Genomic DNA, 16,746 nt, shown 5'->3' on the forward strand with positions numbered 1-16,746 from the left:
GGGTAGCCTTACTCAATATTCTGCACTTGTTCGCGCATCTGCTCGATCAACACCTTGAGGTTGACCGCCGCCTGGGTGCTGCGCGGGTCGAAGGCCTTGGAGCCCAGTGTGTTGGCTTCGCGGTTGAGCTCCTGCATCAGGAAGTCCAGGCGCCGGCCGGCGGCACCGCCGGATTTCAGCACCCGGCGAACTTCGATGATATGGGTGCTCAGGCGATCCAGTTCTTCGGCCACGTCGCTCTTTTGCGCGAGCATGACCATTTCCTGTTCCAGACGCTGCGGGTCCATCTCGGCCTTCATGTCGGCGAAACGGTCGAGGACTTTCTGGCGTTGGGTGGCGAGCATCTGCGGAACCAGTTCGCGCAGGGTCACCACGTCTTCCTCGATGGAGGTCAGGCGATCGTTGATCAGGCGTGCCAGCTCCGCGCCTTCGCGCTCGCGGCCGGCCTTGAGGTCTTTCAGGCCCTGATTGAACAGAGCCAGGGCCTCGGCGTTCAGCGCCTGCGGGTCGCTGGCGTCGGCCACCAGTACGCCCGGCCAGGCCAGCACTTCCAGCGGGTTCAGCGCGGCCGGGTTCTTGATCAGGCCGGCGACGGTTTCAGCGGCAGCGACCAGTTGCGCAGCGCGCTCGCGATCCACTTGCAGTGGCTTGCCGGTGCTTTCCTCGGTGAAGCGCAGGGTGCATTCCAGTTTGCCGCGCGACAGGCCCTGGCGCAGGGCTTCGCGGACGGCGCCTTCGAGGTCGCGAAACGACTCCGGCAGGCGCAAGTGGGGTTCCAGGTAGCGGCTGTTGACCGAGCGCAGCTCCCAGCTCAGGGTGCCCTGAACGCCGGCTTTTTCGACGCGGGCGAAGGCGGTCATGCTGTGCACCATGGGGTGACCTCGCGATACAGATCGGCGCGAATTGAAGCTCCGCAGCTCGATATCAATGAATTTAAGCCGACTGGCAGCAAAGGCGCAGGATTGTAGCGCAGTGCGGCAGATGCGCCCAAACACACGGTGTGACAAAGGGCTGCAGGCCGTCGGCGAAGCGCGTTTCAGGGCCTTCGGTCGTCGGCCGGATTTTTTAACGAGTGCCCAGGCGCGGTGCGCGGCTCTATAATGCTCCGCAGTTTTCCGTCCCCAGTACAGGTATCTCCTATGAAACGTCCAAGTGGTCGCGCTGCCGATCAGCTCCGCTCGATCCGCATTACCCGCAACTACACCAAACACGCCGAGGGATCCGTACTGGTCGAATTCGGTGATACCAAAGTCATCTGCACCGTCAGCGTCGAAAACGGCGTGCCGCGTTTCCTCAAAGGCCAGGGCCAGGGTTGGCTGACCGCCGAATACGGCATGCTGCCGCGCGCCACCGGCGAGCGTAACCAGCGTGAAGCGAGCCGTGGCAAGCAGGGCGGTCGTACCCTGGAAATCCAGCGCCTGATCGGCCGTTCCCTGCGCGCCGCGCTGGACATGTCCAAGCTGGGCGACGTCACCCTGTACGTCGACTGCGACGTGATCCAGGCTGACGGCGGCACTCGCACCGCATCGATCACCGGCGCTATGGTTGCGCTGGTCGATGCGCTGAAAGTGATCAAGAAGCGTGGCGGCCTGAAAGGCGGCGACCCGCTCAAGCAAATGATCGGCGCTGTTTCCGTGGGCATGTACCAGGGCGAGCCGGTGCTGGATCTGGACTATCTTGAAGATTCCGCCGCCGAGACCGACCTCAACGTGGTGATGACCAGCACCGGTGGTTTCATCGAAGTGCAGGGCACCGCCGAAGGCGCGCCGTTCCAGCCTGAAGAGCTGAACGCGATGCTGGAGCTGGCCAAGAAAGGCATGAACGAGATCTTCGAACTGCAAAAGGCTGCACTGGCCGACTGAGCAGGTTTGTAACCCGCAAGGAGGACGCGATGAGTGATGAGCAAGAGTTGCTGCCCAAGCCGAGCCAGGAGGTTCGCCAATGGGCCATGTTTTGTCACTTGTCCGCCTTGCTGGGGATCTGGATTCCGTTCGGCACGCTGATCGGGCCGCTGGTCCTGTGGCAGATGAAGCGCGAGACCGATCCGTTCATCGATGCGCAGGGCAAGGAAGCGTTGAATTTTCAGATCACCGTGGCGATTGCCTCGATGGTCTGCTTTGTCTTGATGCTGTTGCTTATCGGGTTCGTGCTGTTCGGCCTGCTGGCCATTGCGGCGCTGGTGTTGACGATTATCGGCGGGGTGAAAGCCAACGAAGGTTTCCCGTACCGTTATCCGTTCACCTGGCGGTTGATCAAATAACGAACGATCGCCCACAAAAAAACCGACAGTGATGTCGGTTTTTTTGTGTCTGCGAAAGGCCGCTTAGATGGTCAGCGTCCAGTCGTAGTCGACGATCAGCGGCGCGTGCTGCGAGAACCGCGGCTGACGCGGCAGGCGTGCGCTGCGCACGAAGCGCCGCAGGCCCGGGGTCAGGATCTGGTAGTCGAAGCGCCAGCCCAGATTCAGCATCTCGGCCTGTTCGTTGTCCGGCCACCAGCTGTACTGGTCGCCTTCGCGGCTGACTTCGCGCAGGGCATCTACGTAGCCCATGTTGCCGACAATCTCGTCCATCCAGGCGCGTTCCGGCGCCAGGAAACCCGGGGATTGCTGGCTGTCGCGCCAGTTCTTGATGTCGAGCTTCTGCTGCGCGACGTACAGCGAGCCACAATAAATGTACTCGCGACGTTTGCGCCGCTGTTTGTCCAGGTACTTGCCGAAGTCGTCCATGAGCTTGAACTTCTGGTTCAAGTCCTCATCGCCGTTCATCCCCGAAGGGAGCAGCAAGGTGGCAATACTGACTTTGTCGAAATCTGCTTGCAGGTAGCGCCCGTAGCGGTCGGCCGTCTCGAATCCGAGACCGCTGATGACAGCCTTCGGTTGCAACCGCGAATACAAAGCCACACCGCCTTGGGCAGGGACTTCAGCATCGCAGGCATAAAGGAAGTAGCCATCCAGTTGGAAGGCTGGGTCGTCCAGTTCAAAGGCGGAGGCACGGGTGTCCTGCAGGCAGATGACGTCGGCATTCTGTGCCTGCAGCCAACTGAGCAAACCGCGCTCGACTGCAGCCTGAATACCATTGACGTTCACACTGATGATCCGCATAAATGGCCCCAAAAATCGCGTGCGTGTATGATACACGGCGTCAAGCTAATTAGCTAAATCCGTGGTATTTGGGGTTTTTTTCATGCAAGCGTATCAGCGCGATTTCATTCGTTTTGCCATCGATCGCGGCGTTTTGCGCTTCGGTGAGTTCACCCTGAAGTCCGGGCGCACCAGTCCTTACTTCTTCAATGCCGGCCTGTTCAACTCGGGTTCCGCGCTGGCGCAGCTGGGGCGTTTCTACGCCGCAGCCATCGCCGAGAGCGGTATTCCGTTCGACGTACTGTTCGGCCCGGCCTACAAAGGCATCCCGCTGGCGGCGACCACTGCCGTGGCGCTGGCCGAACACCACAACCGTGACCTGCCATGGTGCTTCAACCGCAAGGAAGCCAAGGCCCACGGCGAGGGCGGCAGCCTGGTCGGCGCACCGCTGACCGGTGAAGTGCTGATCATCGACGACGTGATCACCGCCGGCACCGCGATCCGTGAAGTGATGCAGATCATCGCTTCCCAGGACGGCGCCAAGGCTGCCGGCGTGCTGATCGCCCTGAACCGTCAGGAGCGCGGCAATGGCGAGCTGTCGGCCATCCAGGAAGTCGAGCGCGATTTCGGCATCCCGGTCATCAGCATCGTGTCGCTGAACCAGGTGCTGGAGTTCCTGGCTGACGATCCGCAGCTCAAGCAGCACCTGCCAGCCGTTGAAGCCTATCGCGCCCAGTTCGGCGTCTGATCGCAGCTTCAGGCAAAAAAAGACCCCGCTCAGCCAGGCTGAGCGGGGTCTTTTTGTTTGCGCTACGGCTTACGGACGCTTGCGATTGCTGATCAGCGTACCCACACCGGTGTCGGTGAAGATTTCCAGCAGGATCGCGTTCGGTACGCGGCCGTCGATGATCAGCGAGCTGCCCACGCCGCCCTGAACCGCTTCCAGTGCACAGCGGATCTTCGGCAGCATGCCGCCGTAGATGGTGCCGTCGGCGATCAGGTCGTCGACCTGCTGGGTGCTCAGGCCGGTCAGTACGGTGCCCGACTTGTCCATCAGGCCGGCGATGTTGGTCAGCAGCATCAGCTTCTCGGCTTTTAGCGCTTCGGCAACCTTGCCGGCCACCAGGTCAGCGTTGATGTTGTACGACTCGCCGTTTTCACCCACGCCGATCGGCGCGATCACCGGGATGAAGTTGCCTTTGACCAGCAGGTTCAGCAGTTCGGTGTTGATCCCGACCACTTCGCCCACATGGCCGATGTCGATGATTTCCGGTTGGGTCATCTCCGGGGTCTGGCGGGTGACGGTGAGCTTTTTCGCACGAATCAGCCCGGCGTCTTTACCGGTCAGGCCGATGGCGCTGCCGCCGTGACGGTTGATCAGGTTGACGATGCTTTTGTTGACCTGACCGCCGAGGACCATTTCCACCACGTCCATGGTCGCGGCATCGGTGACGCGCATGCCGTCGACGAAGTGGCTTTCGATCGACAAGCGCTTGAGCAGATCACCGATCTGCGGGCCACCGCCGTGCACGACCACCGGGTTGATGCCCACGGCCTTCATCAGCACGATGTCGCGGGCGAAGCCGGTTTTCAGCTCCTCGCTTTCCATCGCGTTGCCGCCGTATTTGATCACCAGGGTCTTGCCGACGTATCGGCGGATGTAAGGCAGCGCTTCGGACAGGACCTTGGCAGTGTTGGCGGCGGCATCGCGTTCGAGGGTCATTCAGGGCTCCGGGTGAATCAGCAATCAGAACGGTAGTTGGAGATCAGGTGCAACGCGTTTCAGTTGGGCATGGAACACAGCCTTGATGCGCTGCAATTCAGCCTCGTCATCGGCCTCGAAGCGCAGCACCAGCACCGGTGTGGTGTTGGACGCGCGCACCAGGCCCCAGCCTTTGGCGTAGTCGACCCGCACGCCGTCAATGGTGGTCAGGTCGGCGCCTGGGCCCCACTGCGCATCGTGCAGTGCATCAATGATGCTGAATTTGCTCTCTTCGGTCACATGGATATTGATTTCCGGCGTGGAAATATCGTTCGGGAAGGTCGCGAACAGCTCCTCGGCCGAAGATTTTTCCTTGCTGAGGATTTCCAGCAGCCGTGCGGCGCTGTAAATGCCGTCGTCGAAACCGAACCAGCGTTCCTTGAAGAAAATGTGCCCGCTCATTTCGCCGGCCAGCAGTGCGCCGGACTGTTTCATTTTCTTTTTGATCAACGAGTGACCGGTCTTCCACATTAGCGGCCGACCGCCATATTCCTTGATCAGCGGGATCAGGCGACGGGTGCATTTGACGTCGAAGATGATCTCCGCGTCCGGATTGCGCGCCACCACGTCACGGGCGAACAGCATCAGCAGGCGGTCCGGGAACACGATGGTGCCGGTGTTGGTCACCACGCCGACGCGGTCGCCGTCGCCGTCGAAGGCCAGGCCGATGTCAGCCTTGGTTTCTTTGACCTTGGCGATCAGGTCGACGAGGTTTTCAGGCTTGCCCGGATCCGGGTGATGGTTCGGGAAGTTGCCGTCGACTTCGCAGAACAGCGGGATGACTTCGCAGTTCAGCGCTTCGATCAGTTGCGGGGCGATCACGCCGGCCGCACCGTTGCCGCAGTCGACCACGACTTTCAGGCGCCGGGCCAGTTTGATGTCCTGGACGATTTCGGTGTTGTAGCGGTCGAGGATCTCGACCTGGGTCACGCTGCCCGTGCCGCTGCTCAGGTTGCCGGTCTTGAGGCGCTCGTGCAGGGCCTGGATCTGTTCGTTGGCGAGGGTGTCGCCGGCGATCACAATCTTGAAGCCGTTGTAGTTCGACGGGTTGTGGCTGCCGGTGAGCATCACGCCGGATTTGCCGGCCAGCACGTTGGCGGCGTAGTACAGCGCAGGCGTCGGCACCAGGCCGACGTCGCTGACATGGCAGCCGCTTTCGGCGATGCCGCGAATCAGCTCTGCAACCAGTTCCGGACCGGACAGACGGCCGTCACGGCCAACGGACACGTTCGGTTCGCCCTGGGCCAGGCTTTGGGAGCCAATGGCGCGACCGATCCAGTAGGCGGTTTCGGCATTGAGGAATTCCGGCACGGTGCCGCGAATGTCGTAGGCGCGGAAGATGCTGTCGGGAAGCTTCGGGGCGACTTGGGCGGGGGTGCTCATCTGCGAAATTGCTCCATCTCGAAAGTGGCTGGACACACCGACGATTCATTCGACGGCAAGCTCAAACTGAAGGGTATGACGGCGGTTTTCACAGAGAGTTCGTGGTGTGAAAGGGCCATGACGCCTTGTCCGGCGTGGCTTTGGCCTGCCAATACCTTGATTTTCAGCGGTAAAGCTTCCAGATGAATCTGCGTATTTTTATGGCGAAGGAGCAGGCTCCCTCGCCACAAAACCAATCACTTGGTGCCGGAATGGCCAAAACCGCCAGCGCCGCGCTCGGTCTCGACGAACTCTTCGACCATTTCGAAGTGCGCCTGCACCACCGGCACCAGCACCAGCTGCGCCAGACGCTCGCCGACCGGCATGGTGAATTCGGTCTGGCCACGGTTCCAGCAGGAGACCATCAGCGGGCCCTGGTAGTCGGAGTCGATCAGACCGACGAGGTTGCCCAGCACGATGCCGTGCTTATGGCCCATGCCCGAGCGCGGCAGGATCAGCGCGGCAAGGTTCGGATCGCCGATGTAGACCGACAGACCGGTCGGAATCAGCACGGTTTCACCCGGTTTGATCACGATGTCCTCTTGCAGCATGGCGCGCAGGTCGAGGCCGGCGGAGCCCGGTGTGGCGTATTGCGGCAGCGGGAATTCGGTACCGATGCGTGGATCGAGGATCTTGGCTTGCAAAGCGTGCATGTAAATTAAACCTGGTTCAGACGTTCGGCGATAAAAGTGACCAGCTGGCGAGCGATCTTGCTCTTGCTGGTCTGGGCGAAAACCGTGGCGTGCAACGCACGGTCGATGACGCTGCAGGCGTTTTCTTCGCTGTTGAAACCGATGCTCGGGTTGGCGACGTCGTTGGCGACGATCAGGTCGAGATTCTTGTCCTTCAGCTTGCGTGCAGCGTAGTCGAGCAGGTGTTCGGTCTCGGCGGCGAAGCCGACACTGAACGGACGGTCGGGACGGGTCGCGATGGTGGCCAGTATGTCCGGGTTGCGCACCATTTGCAGGACGAAGCCATCGCCGCTCGTAGGGTCTTTCTTCAATTTTTGCGGGGCGACGACTTCCGGACGGTAGTCCGCCACCGCCGCCGAGGCGATAAAGATGTCGCAAGGGATCGCGGCTTCACACGCGGCAAGCATGTCGCGGGCGCTGACCACGTCGATGCGGGTGACGCGATCCGGCGTCGGCAAATGCACCGGGCCGCTGATCAGCGTGACGCGGGCGCCGGCTTCCACTGCCGCTTCAGCCAGGGCGAAGCCCATTTTGCCGGAGCTGTGGTTGGTGATGTAGCGCACCGGGTCGATGTTTTCCTGGGTCGGGCCGGCGGTAATCACCACGTGCTTGCCGGTCAACGCCTGACGCTGGAAGCAGTCCGCCGCGAGCTGAGCCAGATCGGTGGCTTCCATCATGCGGCCCATGCCGACGTCGCCGCAGGCCTGGCTGCCCGAGGCCGGGCCGAAGGTCTTCAGGCCACGGCTTTCAAGGAGTTGCAGGTTGGCCTGGGTCGCCGGGTCGCGCCACATGGCCTGGTTCATGGCCGGGGCGACCGCGACGATGGCGTCGGTGGCCAGCACCAGCGTGGTCAGCAGATCGTTGGCGATGCCTTGGGCCAAACGGGCCAGCAGGTCGGCGGTGGCCGGGGCGATCAGCACCAGATCGGCCCATTTGGCCAGTTCGATGTGGCCCATCGCCGCTTCGGCGGCCGGGTCGAGCAAGTCCAGGTGAACCGGGTGGCCGGACAGGGCCTGCATGGTCAGCGGGGTAATGAATTCGCTGCCGCCACGGGTCATGACCACGCGCACTTCGGCGCCCTGATCGATCAGGCGGCGCACAAGGTCGGCGCTCTTGTAGGCAGCAATACCGCCGCCGACGCCCAGAACGATGCGTTTCCGATACAGCCGCTGCATAGGTCTGCCTTTCATTTCGTTGGTGACATACGTGGCGAAACCCCCTCCCCAGGGTGAATTCGCCCGCAAAAAAGATGGGCTACGATATCACAGCGACCGCTACGGAACAGCGGCGCCCACAGACAAGGAAGGTGTATGAGTATTCGCGATTGGCCGGCGGCGGAAAGGCCGCGGGAGAAGCTGTTGGAACAGGGCTCGGGAAGTCTTTCCGATGCCGAATTGCTGGCGATTTTTCTGCGCACGGGTGTATCCGGCAAAAGCGCGGTGGATGTCGCGAGACACCTGTTGGGTCAGTTCGGCAGCTTGCGAGCCTTGCTTGAGGCCGATCTCGCAACGTTCAGTGAACAATTGGGACTGGGACCGGCGAAATTTGCTCAATTGCAGGCCGTGCTGGAAATGGGCCGGCGACACCTGGCCGAGCGCATGCGCCAGAAAACGGCGCTGGAAAACCCGCAGGTCGTGCGTGATTACCTCAAGGCCATGCTGCGCCACGAGCCACACGAGGTGTTCGGTTGCCTGTTTCTCGACTCCAAACATCAGGTGCTGACTTTCGAGACGCTGTTTCGCGGCTCGATCGACAACACCGCCGTGCATCCCCGGGAAGTGGTGAAGCGTTCCCTGGCCAACAACGCGGCGGCGGTGATTCTGTGCCACAACCATCCGTCGGGGAACAGCGATCCGAGTCAGGCTGATCGATTATTGACCAAGCGCTTGCAGAAGGCTTTGGAGCTGATCGATGTGCGGGTGCTGGATCACTTCATCGTGGGCGATGGTGAGCCGCTGTCGATGGCGGAGTGTGGTTGGATGTAGCTCGCAGCGACCGTGGTCGCTGCGAGCCGAGGCGGATTACTTGAGGGTGACCTTGGAGTAGTCCTGCCGCCCGAACGGGCTCACCGAATAGCCCTGCACGTCTTTACGCGTCAGCGCATAGGCGGTCGGATGCGCCAGCGGCAGCCACAATGCCTGCTGCTGGATCTGCGCCTGCGCCTGTTCGTAGAGCTTGGTGCGCACACCTTGCTCGCTGGTGGTCTTGCCGGCGCTGATCAGCTTGTCCAGATCGGCGTTGCAATAGCGGGCGAAGTTGGTGCCGGACTTCACCGCTGCGCAGGAAAACTGCGGCGTGAGGAAGTTGTCCGGGTCGCCGTTGTCGCCGGCCCAACCCATGAACAGCAGGTCATGCTCGCCAGCCTTGGCGCGACGGATCAGTTCGCCCCATTCGATCACGCGGATTTCTGCCTGAATGCCGATTTCCGCCAGGTCCGATTGCAGCAGTTGTGCACCCAGGCTCGGGTTCGGGTTGAGCAGGCTGCCGGACGGGCGCGTCCAGATGGTGGTCTGGAAGCCGTCCTTCAATCCGGCCTTGGCCAGCAACGCCTTGGCCTTGTTCACGTCGTGGGCGTAACCCGGCAAGTTCTTCGCGTAGCTCCAGGTGTTCGGCGGATACGGGCCGTTGGCGGCTTCAGCAGTGTCCTCGAACACGGCTTTAAGGTAGTTGGCCTTGTCGAAGGCGAGGTTGATCGCCTGGCGCACTTCCGGTTTGTCCAGCGGCGGATGCTGGCTGTTGATGCCGACGAATGCGGTCATGAACGCGTCAGTCTTTTCGACTTTCAGCGTCGGCTCCTGCTTAGCCGCCTGTACGTCCAGTGGTTTTGGCGACAGGGCAATCTGACACTCGTTACGCCGCAGCTTTTGCAGGCGCACGTTGGCATCCGGGGTAATGGCGAAAATCAGCGGATCTACCGCAGGCTTGCCGCGAAAGTAGTCCGGGTTGGCCTTGTAGCGGATCGACGCGTCTTTCTGGAACCGGGTGAACACGAACGGACCGGTGCCGACCGGCTGGCTGTTGAGCTTGTCGGTGGCATCGGCCTTCAGCAGCTTGTCGGCGTATTCAGCCGAATAAATGGAGGCGAAACCCATGCTCAGGGTCGCCAGGAACGTCGAATCCGGATGATCGAGGGTGAAGCGCACGGTCAGCGGGTCCAGCGCGTCGATCTTCTTGATCAGGCTCGGCAGCTGCATCGACTGGGCGTGAGGGAAGCCGCTCTGGGCAACTTTGTGCCACGGGTTGGCCGGGTCGAGCATGCGGTCGAAGCTGAATTTCACGTCTTCGGCGGTCAGTTCGCGGGTCGGCTTGAAGTAGTCGGTGGTGTGGAACTTCACCTGCGGGTGCAGCTTGAACACGTAGGTCAGGCCGTCGGTGCTGACTTCCCAGCTGTCGGCCAGGCTCGGGACGACCTTGCCGCTGGCGGTGTCGAAATCCACCAGGCGGTTCATCAGCACGTCGGCCGATGCGTTGGTGGTGGTCAGCGAGTTGTACTGCACCACGTCGAAGCCCTCGGGGCTGGCCTCGGTGCAGACGCTCAGGGCGGCGGCCTGGGCCAGTGGACTCAGTAACAGCGGGGCGAAGAGCAGGGGGAGGGCAGCGAGGCGCATGGTCGGCTTCCTTTACAGATCGAAGGCCCATCTGCAAGTGCAGTCTGGAAAAGGCCTACCCTAGTGGTCGCGATTGCAAATGACTATCCCCTTTTTGCATTTTCGGGGCTGCGCGGCGCAGGATTTGTCGGAAGAGACGGCGGGAAAAGTCTCGATCGCGGGTATGATCGGTTTTCTTCGACGAATGGTATAAATTGCCGGCAGCCTTTACCCAAAGCGCTTTCAGCCGGAAAAAGCGGCTTTTTAGCCATTCTTTGCACACGGAAAGTTGTTGCTCCGTGGTCTTTCTGGTATAAAGCAGCGCTCTTTTCTAGGGGCCCGGTTCCTTCGCTTGTAGGTGTAGCCGGTAAGACCTCTAAAGAATCGCGGCGCCTGGCGCCACAATGACTAGAGATTAAGCGGCCAACCCATGCCGGGTTGGGCATGTGGTTTTAGAGGGCTGAGGCATGTCTAGAGTATGTCAAGTTACCGGTAAGGGTCCGGTGACTGGGAACAACATTTCCCACGCAAACAACAAAACCCGTCGTCGTTTCCTGCCGAACCTGCAGCATCACCGCTTCTGGGTTGAAGAAGAGAAACGTTTCGTACGCCTGCGCGTTTCCGCCAAAGGCATGCGTATCATCGACAAGCGTGGCATCAGCGTTGTGCTGGCCGAGCTGCGTCGCGACGGCAAGGTTTAAGGGAGCTAATCATGCGTGAATTGATTCGTTTGATCTCGAGCGCCGGTACTGGTCACTTCTACACTACCGACAAGAACAAGCGTACTACCCCGGACAAAATCGAGATCAAGAAATATGATCCGGTTGTTCGCAAGCACGTGATCTACAAGGAAGGCAAAATCAAGTAATTGATTTTTCCCGACTTACGAAAAAGGCCCGTATCTCACGATACGGGCCTTTTTTGTTGCCTGACGAAAGGCCTCAGGCCTTCTGTTCGAAGATCACATAGACCTTGCGGCAAGCCTCCAGCACTTCCCAGGTACCACGGAAACCGGCGGGAATCACGAAGCGGTCGCCGACACGCAGGGTCTTGGCATTGCCTTCGCCATCACGCAGCACCGAAACGCCCTGCAGGATTTCGCAGTATTCGTGCTCGGTGTAATTCACCGTCCACTGGCCCACCGCACCTTCCCACACGCCGACGCCCATTTGCCCGCAAGGGCTGTCGTATTGATTGAACACCGCTTGCTCGGGATCGCCCTTGAGCACTTTGGCCGGGTCCGGGCGATAGCGTTCGGCTTCGGTTGTGGTCAGGCTGATGTCGACGACGTTCTGGATGTTCATTGTTGTTTTCTCCCGTGATGACGGCGCGATGGCGTGAAAGGGCCAAAGTCTATGTTGATTAAATTGAACGCCGCAAGGCCGTATGGCGAGCTTATGTCAAATATATTGAAACAACCCCGGCCGCTGGTTTAGGGTGGCGGATGCCTTGGGCCGAAAAGCAGGCTGGCCGGGCAGTATTCCTGAGGACGACCGCGACGATCGCGGCGCTCGTATTGAACAAGAGGAGGACACTCGAATGACCACCCTGACTCGTGCCGACTGGGAACAACGCGCCCGCGACCTGAAGATCGAAGGCCGCGCCTACCTCAATGGCGAGTACACCGATGCCGTCTCCGGCGAGACCTTCGAGTGCATCAGCCCGGTCGATGGTCGTCTGCTGGGCAAGATTGCCAGCTGTGACGCCGCCGACGCCCAGCGCGCCGTGGAAAACGCCCGCGCCACCTTCAATTCCGGCGTCTGGTCGCGCCTGGCACCGACCAAACGCAAAGCCACCATGATCCGTTTCGCCGGCCTGCTCAAGCAGCACGCCGAAGAACTGGCCCTGCTCGAAACCCTCGACATGGGCAAGCCGATCAGCGATTCGCTGTACATCGACGTGCCGGGTGCTGCGCAAGCGCTGAGCTGGAGCGGTGAAGCGATCGACAAGATCTACGACGAAGTCGCCGCTACGCCGCACGATCAACTGGGTCTGGTAACCCGTGAGCCAGTCGGCGTGGTTGGCGCCATCGTGCCGTGGAACTTCCCGCTGATGATGGCCTGCTGGAAACTCGGCCCGGCCCTGTCGACCGGTAACTCGGTGATCCTCAAGCCGTCGGAAAAATCCCCGCTGACCGCCATCCGTATCGCGGAACTGGCGGTCGAGGCCGGCATTCCGAAAGGCGTGCTGAACGTACTGCCGGGTTACGGCCACACCGTCGGCAGGGCGCTGGCTCTGCATAACGATGTCGACACTCTGGTGTTCACCGGTTCGACCAAGATCGCCAAGCAACTGATGATCTATTCCGGCGAATCGAACATGAAACGCGTCTGGCTGGAAGCTGGCGGCAAGAGCCCGAACATCGTGTTTGCCGATGCACCGGACCTGCAAGCCGCCGCCGAATCCGCCGCCAGCGCCATCGCCTTCAACCAGGGCGAAGTCTGCACCGCCGGTTCGCGTCTGCTGGTCGAGCGTTCGATCAAGGACAAATTCCTGCCGATGGTGATCGAGGCGCTGAAAACCTGGAAACCGGGCAACCCGCTGGATCCGGCTACCAACGTTGGCGCGCTGGTTGACACCCAGCAGATGAACACCGTGCTGTCCTACATCGAATCGGGCCACACCGACGGCGCCAAACTGGTGGCTGGTGGCAAGCGCATTCTTCAGGAAACCGGTGGCACCTACGTCGAGCCGACGATTTTCGACGGCGTGAGCAACGCGATGAAAATTGCCCAGGAAGAGATCTTCGGCCCGGTGCTGTCGGTCATTGCCTTCGACACTGCCGAGGAAGCGATCAACATCGCCAACGACACGCCTTACGGCCTGGCGGCAGCGGTCTGGACTCAGGACATTTCCAAGGCGCACCTGACTGCCAAGGCCCTGCGTGCCGGCAGCGTATGGGTCAACCAGTACGACGGCGGCGACATGACCGCACCGTTCGGCGGCTTCAAGCAGTCGGGCAACGGCCGTGACAAGTCGCTGCACGCGTTCGACAAATACACCGAGCTGAAGGCGACCTGGATCAAGCTGTAAACCGTTGAGGGAGCCTGCCGAGGCGGGCTCCCGAACGATACAAAGATCCCTGTGGGAGCGAGCTTGCTCGCGAAAGCGGTGTATCAGTCAGCACATTTGCTGAATGTGAAACCGTTTTCGCGAGCAAGCTCGCTCCCACAGTGTTTTGTGGTGCACATAAAAATTATCCACAGGAGCGTGGACCATGCGTTGGGCGACGTATTTCGCCGTGTTGGCGTCTGTCTTGAGTGTTGGCCTGGCCCTCGGTGTCAGCATGCCGCTGGTGTCGTTGCGCCTGGAGGGCTGGGGCTACGGCTCGTTCGCCATTGGCGTGATGGCGGCAATGCCGGCCATTGGCGTGTTGCTGGGGGCGAAGATTTCCAGTCATCTGGCAGCGCGTTTCGGCACCGCGAACCTGATGCGCCTGTGTCTGTGGGCCGGGGCACTGTCCATCGGCCTGCTGGCGCTGCTGCCGAGCTACCCGATCTGGCTGGTGCTGCGGCTGATGATCGGGGTGATCCTGACCATCGTGTTCATCCTCGGCGAGAGCTGGATCAATCAACTGGTGGTCGAGCAGTGGCGAGGACGATTGGTCGCTCTGTATGGCAGCAGTTATGCGTTGAGCCAACTGTCTGGTCCGTTGCTGTTGGGCGCACTGGGAACGGATCACGATTACGGTTTTTGGGTGGGTGTCGGTCTGCTGATCGCTTCGCCGTTTCTGCTGCTGGGTCGCAGCGGCGCACCAAGCAGTGAGGCCAGCAGCGTGACCTTCGGCGATCTGTGGGGCTTCGCTCGCGAATTGCCGGCCATCGCCTGGGCGGTGTCGTTGTTCGCCGCGTTCGAAGCGATGATCCTGACGCTGTTGCCGGTGTATTGCCTGCAACAAGGGTTCACCGCAGAGATTGCGCTGGCGATGGTCAGTACCGTGGTGGTGGGCGATGCGCTGCTGCAATTGCCCATCGGTGCGCTGGCCGATTATCTGTCACGGCGGACCTTGTTCACCGGCTGCGCAGTGGTGTTGATGCTGTCGAGTCTGGCGATCCCGATGCTGCTCGACACCTTGCTGATCTGGCCGCTGTGGGTGCTGTTCGGCGCCAGTGCCGGTGGCCTGTTCACCCTGTCGCTGATCCTGATCGGCGAACGCTACCGCGACGATGCACTGGTGCGCGCCAACGCGCATGTCGCGCAGCTGTGGGGCGTCGGTTGTCTGGTCGGGCCGTTGATGGCGGGCGCGGGCAGTCAGTGGATCAGCGGGCATGCGCTACCGTGGTTGATGGCAGCCGGGGCGTTCGGGCTGGTGATTCTGCTGTCGCGGCAAGGGGCATTCGGCAAGGTGCCGGAGCCTGCTTGATGAAGCGGCTGGAGCGGGCTGCTACAGCATCCGCTCCAGTCCCACCGTGGTGCTGAACCACGCATTGAAGCGCCGCCACCAACTGCCGGGCTCTTTGGTCAAGGTGTGCATCTGGCCGTTGTCCTCGGTGACCCACACCACTTTTCCGTCCTGCAGTTTCGCTTCGTAGCTGAGCGCTGGCGCCATGCCTTGCAAGGCCAGTTCGCGAACGTGGGCTGCCAGTTCAGGGCTGTCCACCAGCACCCCGACTTCGGTGTTCCACAGCACCGAGCGCGGGTCGAAATTGAACGAGCCGATGAACGATTTTTTGCCGTCGAAGATCATTGCCTTGCTGTGCAGGCTCGAATCCGAGCCGCGATAGGACTTGCTGTAAAACAGGTGCGGGCCGCTGCCGTAGTTATCCCCAGGCTGGCGCCGCAGCTCAAACAGCTTCACGCCATGTTCCAGCAACGCCTTGCGATACGGCGCATAACCACCGTGCACCGCCGGCACGTCGGTGGCTTCCAGCGAGTTGGTCAGCAGGCTCACCGACACGCCGGCATCCGCGCGGCCGGTCAGGTAGACCAGCCCCGGCTGCCCCGGCACGAAGTAGGCAGAAATCATCACCAGTTCTTTGCTGACGCCGGTCAGCTCTGGCGCCAGTTGGGTCGTCAGCAACAATTGCGGATCGGGTTCGCCCTTGGCCAGCACCTTGCTCGGCGCATCCCACAGCGCCTGGTTCCAGGCCCAGATCAGCTCCTTGCGCCAGATATCCATGCGCGGGTCGGTGCGGTAGGTCATCAACTGCTGATACAGCGCGTGATTCTGTTTGCGGGTTTCCTCCAGGGATTCTTCCAGGCGCGTGCGGGTGTTCTGCAGGTCTTTGGACGTGGGTTTGCTGGAGAGGAACTCGTCGATCGGCTTGCTCAGGGCGCTGTTCCAGTACTGGTCGAAACTGTGCCCGAGCTGCTCGGCGACCGGCCCGACACTCAGCATGTCGATATCGGTGAAGTTCAGGTTGGGCTCGGCATCGAAGTATTCGTCGCCCAGATTGCGCCCGCCGACGATGGCCGCGCTGTTGTCCGCCAGCCACAACTTGTTGTGCATCCGCCGGTGTTGCAGCGACAGGTTGAACAGCCGCCCGGCCGCCCGGGTCACGCCGGTGCTGCGCCCCAGGTGCAGCGGATTGAACAGGCGGATCTGGATCTGCGGATGTGCCGCCAGGGTGGCAATGATCAGGTCGAGGCCGTCGCTGGTGGTGTCGTCCAGCAGGATCCGCACCCGCACGCCACGATCGGCGGCCTTCAACACTTCTTCCACCAGCATTCGCGTACTGATGCCGTCATGGACGATGTAGTACTGCAAATCGAGGCTGCGTTGCGCGTTGCGGATCAGCTCGGCGCGAGCGGTGAAGGCTTCGGTGCTGTTGGATAGCAGGCGAAAGCCGGACTGGCCCTTGTAGGGCGCCGCCTGGGCCTGGATCGAACGACCGAACGCGGAGTCGGACGCCGGCAGCGCCTGGCTTGGTTCGCGCGGGACATCCAGCGAGGCGCATCCGGTGAGCAACAGGGCGGACAACAGTGCAGGTGGCAGGAAGTGTCTGGAGCTCAAGTCGGGTTGTTCCGGGTATGGGCGAGGTCTGGAGTATGGCACGGCATGCGCAGCGTGTTGCCCGTTCGCGCGGGCAATTGATCCGATCCCTTGGGCAGAGCGGTTTGTAGCTCATGGCTGTCGGCAGAACACCGTTTATTAAACATATTGAGGATTTTTCAGACTCATATCAGCTACGCCTTGCAGCGATTTTTCCGTTGCTGATTGTGCCCTCGCCTTACATCGCTGCCGGGAAGCAATCTGAATAA

The 16,746-nt window shown here is 61.2% G+C and carries 16 protein-coding genes and 1 pseudogene; 8 read left to right on the plus strand and 9 right to left on the minus strand.

Translation table 11 applies throughout. The features are described from left to right. Positions 1–8: 8 nt before the first annotated feature. Complete coding sequence (locus M5G18_RS20880) at positions 9–872, minus strand: YicC/YloC family endoribonuclease (RefSeq protein WP_273896050.1); 864 nt, start codon at positions 870–872, stop codon at positions 9–11. A gap of 267 nt (positions 873–1,139) precedes the next feature. Between M5G18_RS20880 and rph the strand changes: the two genes are divergently transcribed. Both rph and M5G18_RS20890 read left to right on the plus strand, forming a co-directional pair. Beyond that, positions 1,140–1,862, plus strand: a complete 723-nt coding sequence (gene rph / locus M5G18_RS20885; RefSeq protein ID WP_003229494.1) for a ribonuclease PH — start codon at positions 1,140–1,142, stop codon at positions 1,860–1,862. 29 nt (positions 1,863–1,891) lie between these two features. Then, a complete protein-coding gene (locus M5G18_RS20890; protein WP_039765199.1) occupies positions 1,892–2,260 on the plus strand; it encodes a DUF4870 domain-containing protein in 369 nt (122 codons plus the stop codon). Positions 2,261–2,323: 63 nt separating this feature from the next. Here M5G18_RS20890 and M5G18_RS20895 read toward each other — a convergent pair whose 3' ends face one another. Beyond that, complete coding sequence (locus tag M5G18_RS20895; protein WP_007920349.1) at positions 2,324–3,103, minus strand: exodeoxyribonuclease III; 780 nt, start codon at positions 3,101–3,103, stop codon at positions 2,324–2,326. A gap of 82 nt (positions 3,104–3,185) precedes the next feature. Here M5G18_RS20895 and pyrE point away from each other — a divergent pair, with 82 nt between their 5' ends. Then, complete coding sequence (pyrE, locus tag M5G18_RS20900; RefSeq protein ID WP_007954442.1) at positions 3,186–3,830, plus strand: orotate phosphoribosyltransferase; 645 nt, start codon at positions 3,186–3,188, stop codon at positions 3,828–3,830. A 69-nt stretch (positions 3,831–3,899) separates the two neighbouring features. On the opposite strand, the gene argB is transcribed toward pyrE, so the two are convergent. From argB to coaBC, 4 genes and pseudogenes are all read right to left on the minus strand, one after another. After that, on the minus strand, positions 3,900–4,805 hold the full coding sequence (argB, locus tag M5G18_RS20905) for an acetylglutamate kinase (protein WP_007954443.1): 906 nt from the start codon (positions 4,803–4,805) through the stop codon (positions 3,900–3,902). Between the two features lie 24 nt (positions 4,806–4,829). Then, positions 4,830–6,206 (minus strand): annotated as a pseudogene (locus M5G18_RS20910) (phosphomannomutase/phosphoglucomutase); the annotation flags it as partial. Between the two features lie 257 nt (positions 6,207–6,463). Beyond that, positions 6,464–6,919: a dUTP diphosphatase gene (dut, locus tag M5G18_RS20915; protein ID WP_007954445.1), complete on the minus strand. Its 456-nt coding sequence runs from the start codon at positions 6,917–6,919 to the stop codon at positions 6,464–6,466. A gap of 5 nt (positions 6,920–6,924) precedes the next feature. Beyond that, positions 6,925–8,133 (minus strand): bifunctional phosphopantothenoylcysteine decarboxylase/phosphopantothenate--cysteine ligase CoaBC, encoded by a 1,209-nt coding sequence (coaBC, locus tag M5G18_RS20920; RefSeq protein ID WP_085606127.1) that lies wholly within the window; start codon positions 8,131–8,133, stop codon positions 6,925–6,927. 135 nt (positions 8,134–8,268) lie between these two features. Here coaBC and radC point away from each other — a divergent pair, with 135 nt between their 5' ends. Next, positions 8,269–8,943, plus strand: coding sequence for a RadC family protein (gene radC, locus M5G18_RS20925; RefSeq protein WP_007954447.1), 675 nt, complete (start codon positions 8,269–8,271; stop codon positions 8,941–8,943). 36 nt (positions 8,944–8,979) lie between these two features. On the opposite strand, the gene M5G18_RS20930 is transcribed toward radC, so the two are convergent. Beyond that, the gene (locus M5G18_RS20930) at positions 8,980–10,566 is read right to left on the minus strand and encodes an ABC transporter substrate-binding protein (protein ID WP_085606123.1); all 1,587 of its coding nucleotides are present in this window, start codon (positions 10,564–10,566) and stop codon (positions 8,980–8,982) included. 446 nt (positions 10,567–11,012) lie between these two features. Here M5G18_RS20930 and rpmB point away from each other — a divergent pair, with 446 nt between their 5' ends. Next, complete coding sequence (rpmB, locus tag M5G18_RS20935; RefSeq protein ID WP_003177273.1) at positions 11,013–11,246, plus strand: 50S ribosomal protein L28; 234 nt, start codon at positions 11,013–11,015, stop codon at positions 11,244–11,246. 11 nt (positions 11,247–11,257) lie between these two features. Beyond that, positions 11,258–11,413 carry a 50S ribosomal protein L33 gene (gene rpmG, locus M5G18_RS20940; protein WP_003177274.1) on the plus strand — a complete coding sequence of 52 codons (156 nt, stop codon included), beginning with the start codon at positions 11,258–11,260 and terminating at the stop codon, positions 11,411–11,413. A 73-nt stretch (positions 11,414–11,486) separates the two neighbouring features. On the opposite strand, the gene M5G18_RS20945 is transcribed toward rpmG, so the two are convergent. Then, on the minus strand, positions 11,487–11,849 hold the full coding sequence (locus tag M5G18_RS20945) for a cupin domain-containing protein (protein ID WP_007954453.1): 363 nt from the start codon (positions 11,847–11,849) through the stop codon (positions 11,487–11,489). Positions 11,850–12,084: 235 nt separating this feature from the next. On the opposite strand from M5G18_RS20945, the gene M5G18_RS20950 reads away from it, so the two are divergent. Both M5G18_RS20950 and M5G18_RS20955 read left to right on the plus strand, forming a co-directional pair. Further along, positions 12,085–13,578: an aldehyde dehydrogenase gene (locus tag M5G18_RS20950; protein WP_273896051.1), complete on the plus strand. Its 1,494-nt coding sequence runs from the start codon at positions 12,085–12,087 to the stop codon at positions 13,576–13,578. A gap of 184 nt (positions 13,579–13,762) precedes the next feature. After that, on the plus strand, positions 13,763–14,908 hold the full coding sequence (locus tag M5G18_RS20955) for an MFS transporter (protein ID WP_273896052.1): 1,146 nt from the start codon (positions 13,763–13,765) through the stop codon (positions 14,906–14,908). A 21-nt stretch (positions 14,909–14,929) separates the two neighbouring features. Here the strand turns inward: M5G18_RS20955 and M5G18_RS20960 are convergent, their stop codons facing one another. After that, positions 14,930–16,498 carry a phospholipase D family protein gene (locus M5G18_RS20960; RefSeq protein WP_273896053.1) on the minus strand — a complete coding sequence of 523 codons (1,569 nt, stop codon included), beginning with the start codon at positions 16,496–16,498 and terminating at the stop codon, positions 14,930–14,932. Positions 16,499–16,746: the final 248 nt, after the last annotated feature.

This window comes from Pseudomonas aphyarum, from assembly GCF_028657055.1.
GTDB classification, from domain to species: Bacteria; Pseudomonadota; Gammaproteobacteria; order Pseudomonadales; family Pseudomonadaceae; genus Aquipseudomonas; species Aquipseudomonas aphyarum.

Coding starts and splice junctions, on each gene's coding strand:
- M5G18_RS20880 (WP_273896050.1), bottom strand. CDS start 872: ATGGTGCACAGCATGACCGCCTTCGCCCGCGTCGAAAAAGCCGGCGTT.
- rph (WP_003229494.1), top strand. CDS start 1,140: ATGAAACGTCCAAGTGGTCGCGCTGCCGATCAGCTCCGCTCGATCCGC.
- M5G18_RS20890 (WP_039765199.1), top strand. CDS start 1,892: ATGAGTGATGAGCAAGAGTTGCTGCCCAAGCCGAGCCAGGAGGTTCGC.
- M5G18_RS20895 (WP_007920349.1), bottom strand. CDS start 3,103: ATGCGGATCATCAGTGTGAACGTCAATGGTATTCAGGCTGCAGTCGAG.
- pyrE (WP_007954442.1), top strand. CDS start 3,186: ATGCAAGCGTATCAGCGCGATTTCATTCGTTTTGCCATCGATCGCGGC.
- argB (WP_007954443.1), bottom strand. CDS start 4,805: ATGACCCTCGAACGCGATGCCGCCGCCAACACTGCCAAGGTCCTGTCC.
- dut (WP_007954445.1), bottom strand. CDS start 6,919: ATGCACGCTTTGCAAGCCAAGATCCTCGATCCACGCATCGGTACCGAA.
- coaBC (WP_085606127.1), bottom strand. CDS start 8,133: ATGCAGCGGCTGTATCGGAAACGCATCGTTCTGGGCGTCGGCGGCGGT.
- radC (WP_007954447.1), top strand. CDS start 8,269: ATGAGTATTCGCGATTGGCCGGCGGCGGAAAGGCCGCGGGAGAAGCTG.
- M5G18_RS20930 (WP_085606123.1), bottom strand. CDS start 10,566: ATGCGCCTCGCTGCCCTCCCCCTGCTCTTCGCCCCGCTGTTACTGAGT.
- rpmB (WP_003177273.1), top strand. CDS start 11,013: ATGTCTAGAGTATGTCAAGTTACCGGTAAGGGTCCGGTGACTGGGAAC.
- rpmG (WP_003177274.1), top strand. CDS start 11,258: ATGCGTGAATTGATTCGTTTGATCTCGAGCGCCGGTACTGGTCACTTC.
- M5G18_RS20945 (WP_007954453.1), bottom strand. CDS start 11,849: ATGAACATCCAGAACGTCGTCGACATCAGCCTGACCACAACCGAAGCC.
- M5G18_RS20950 (WP_273896051.1), top strand. CDS start 12,085: ATGACCACCCTGACTCGTGCCGACTGGGAACAACGCGCCCGCGACCTG.
- M5G18_RS20955 (WP_273896052.1), top strand. CDS start 13,763: ATGCGTTGGGCGACGTATTTCGCCGTGTTGGCGTCTGTCTTGAGTGTT.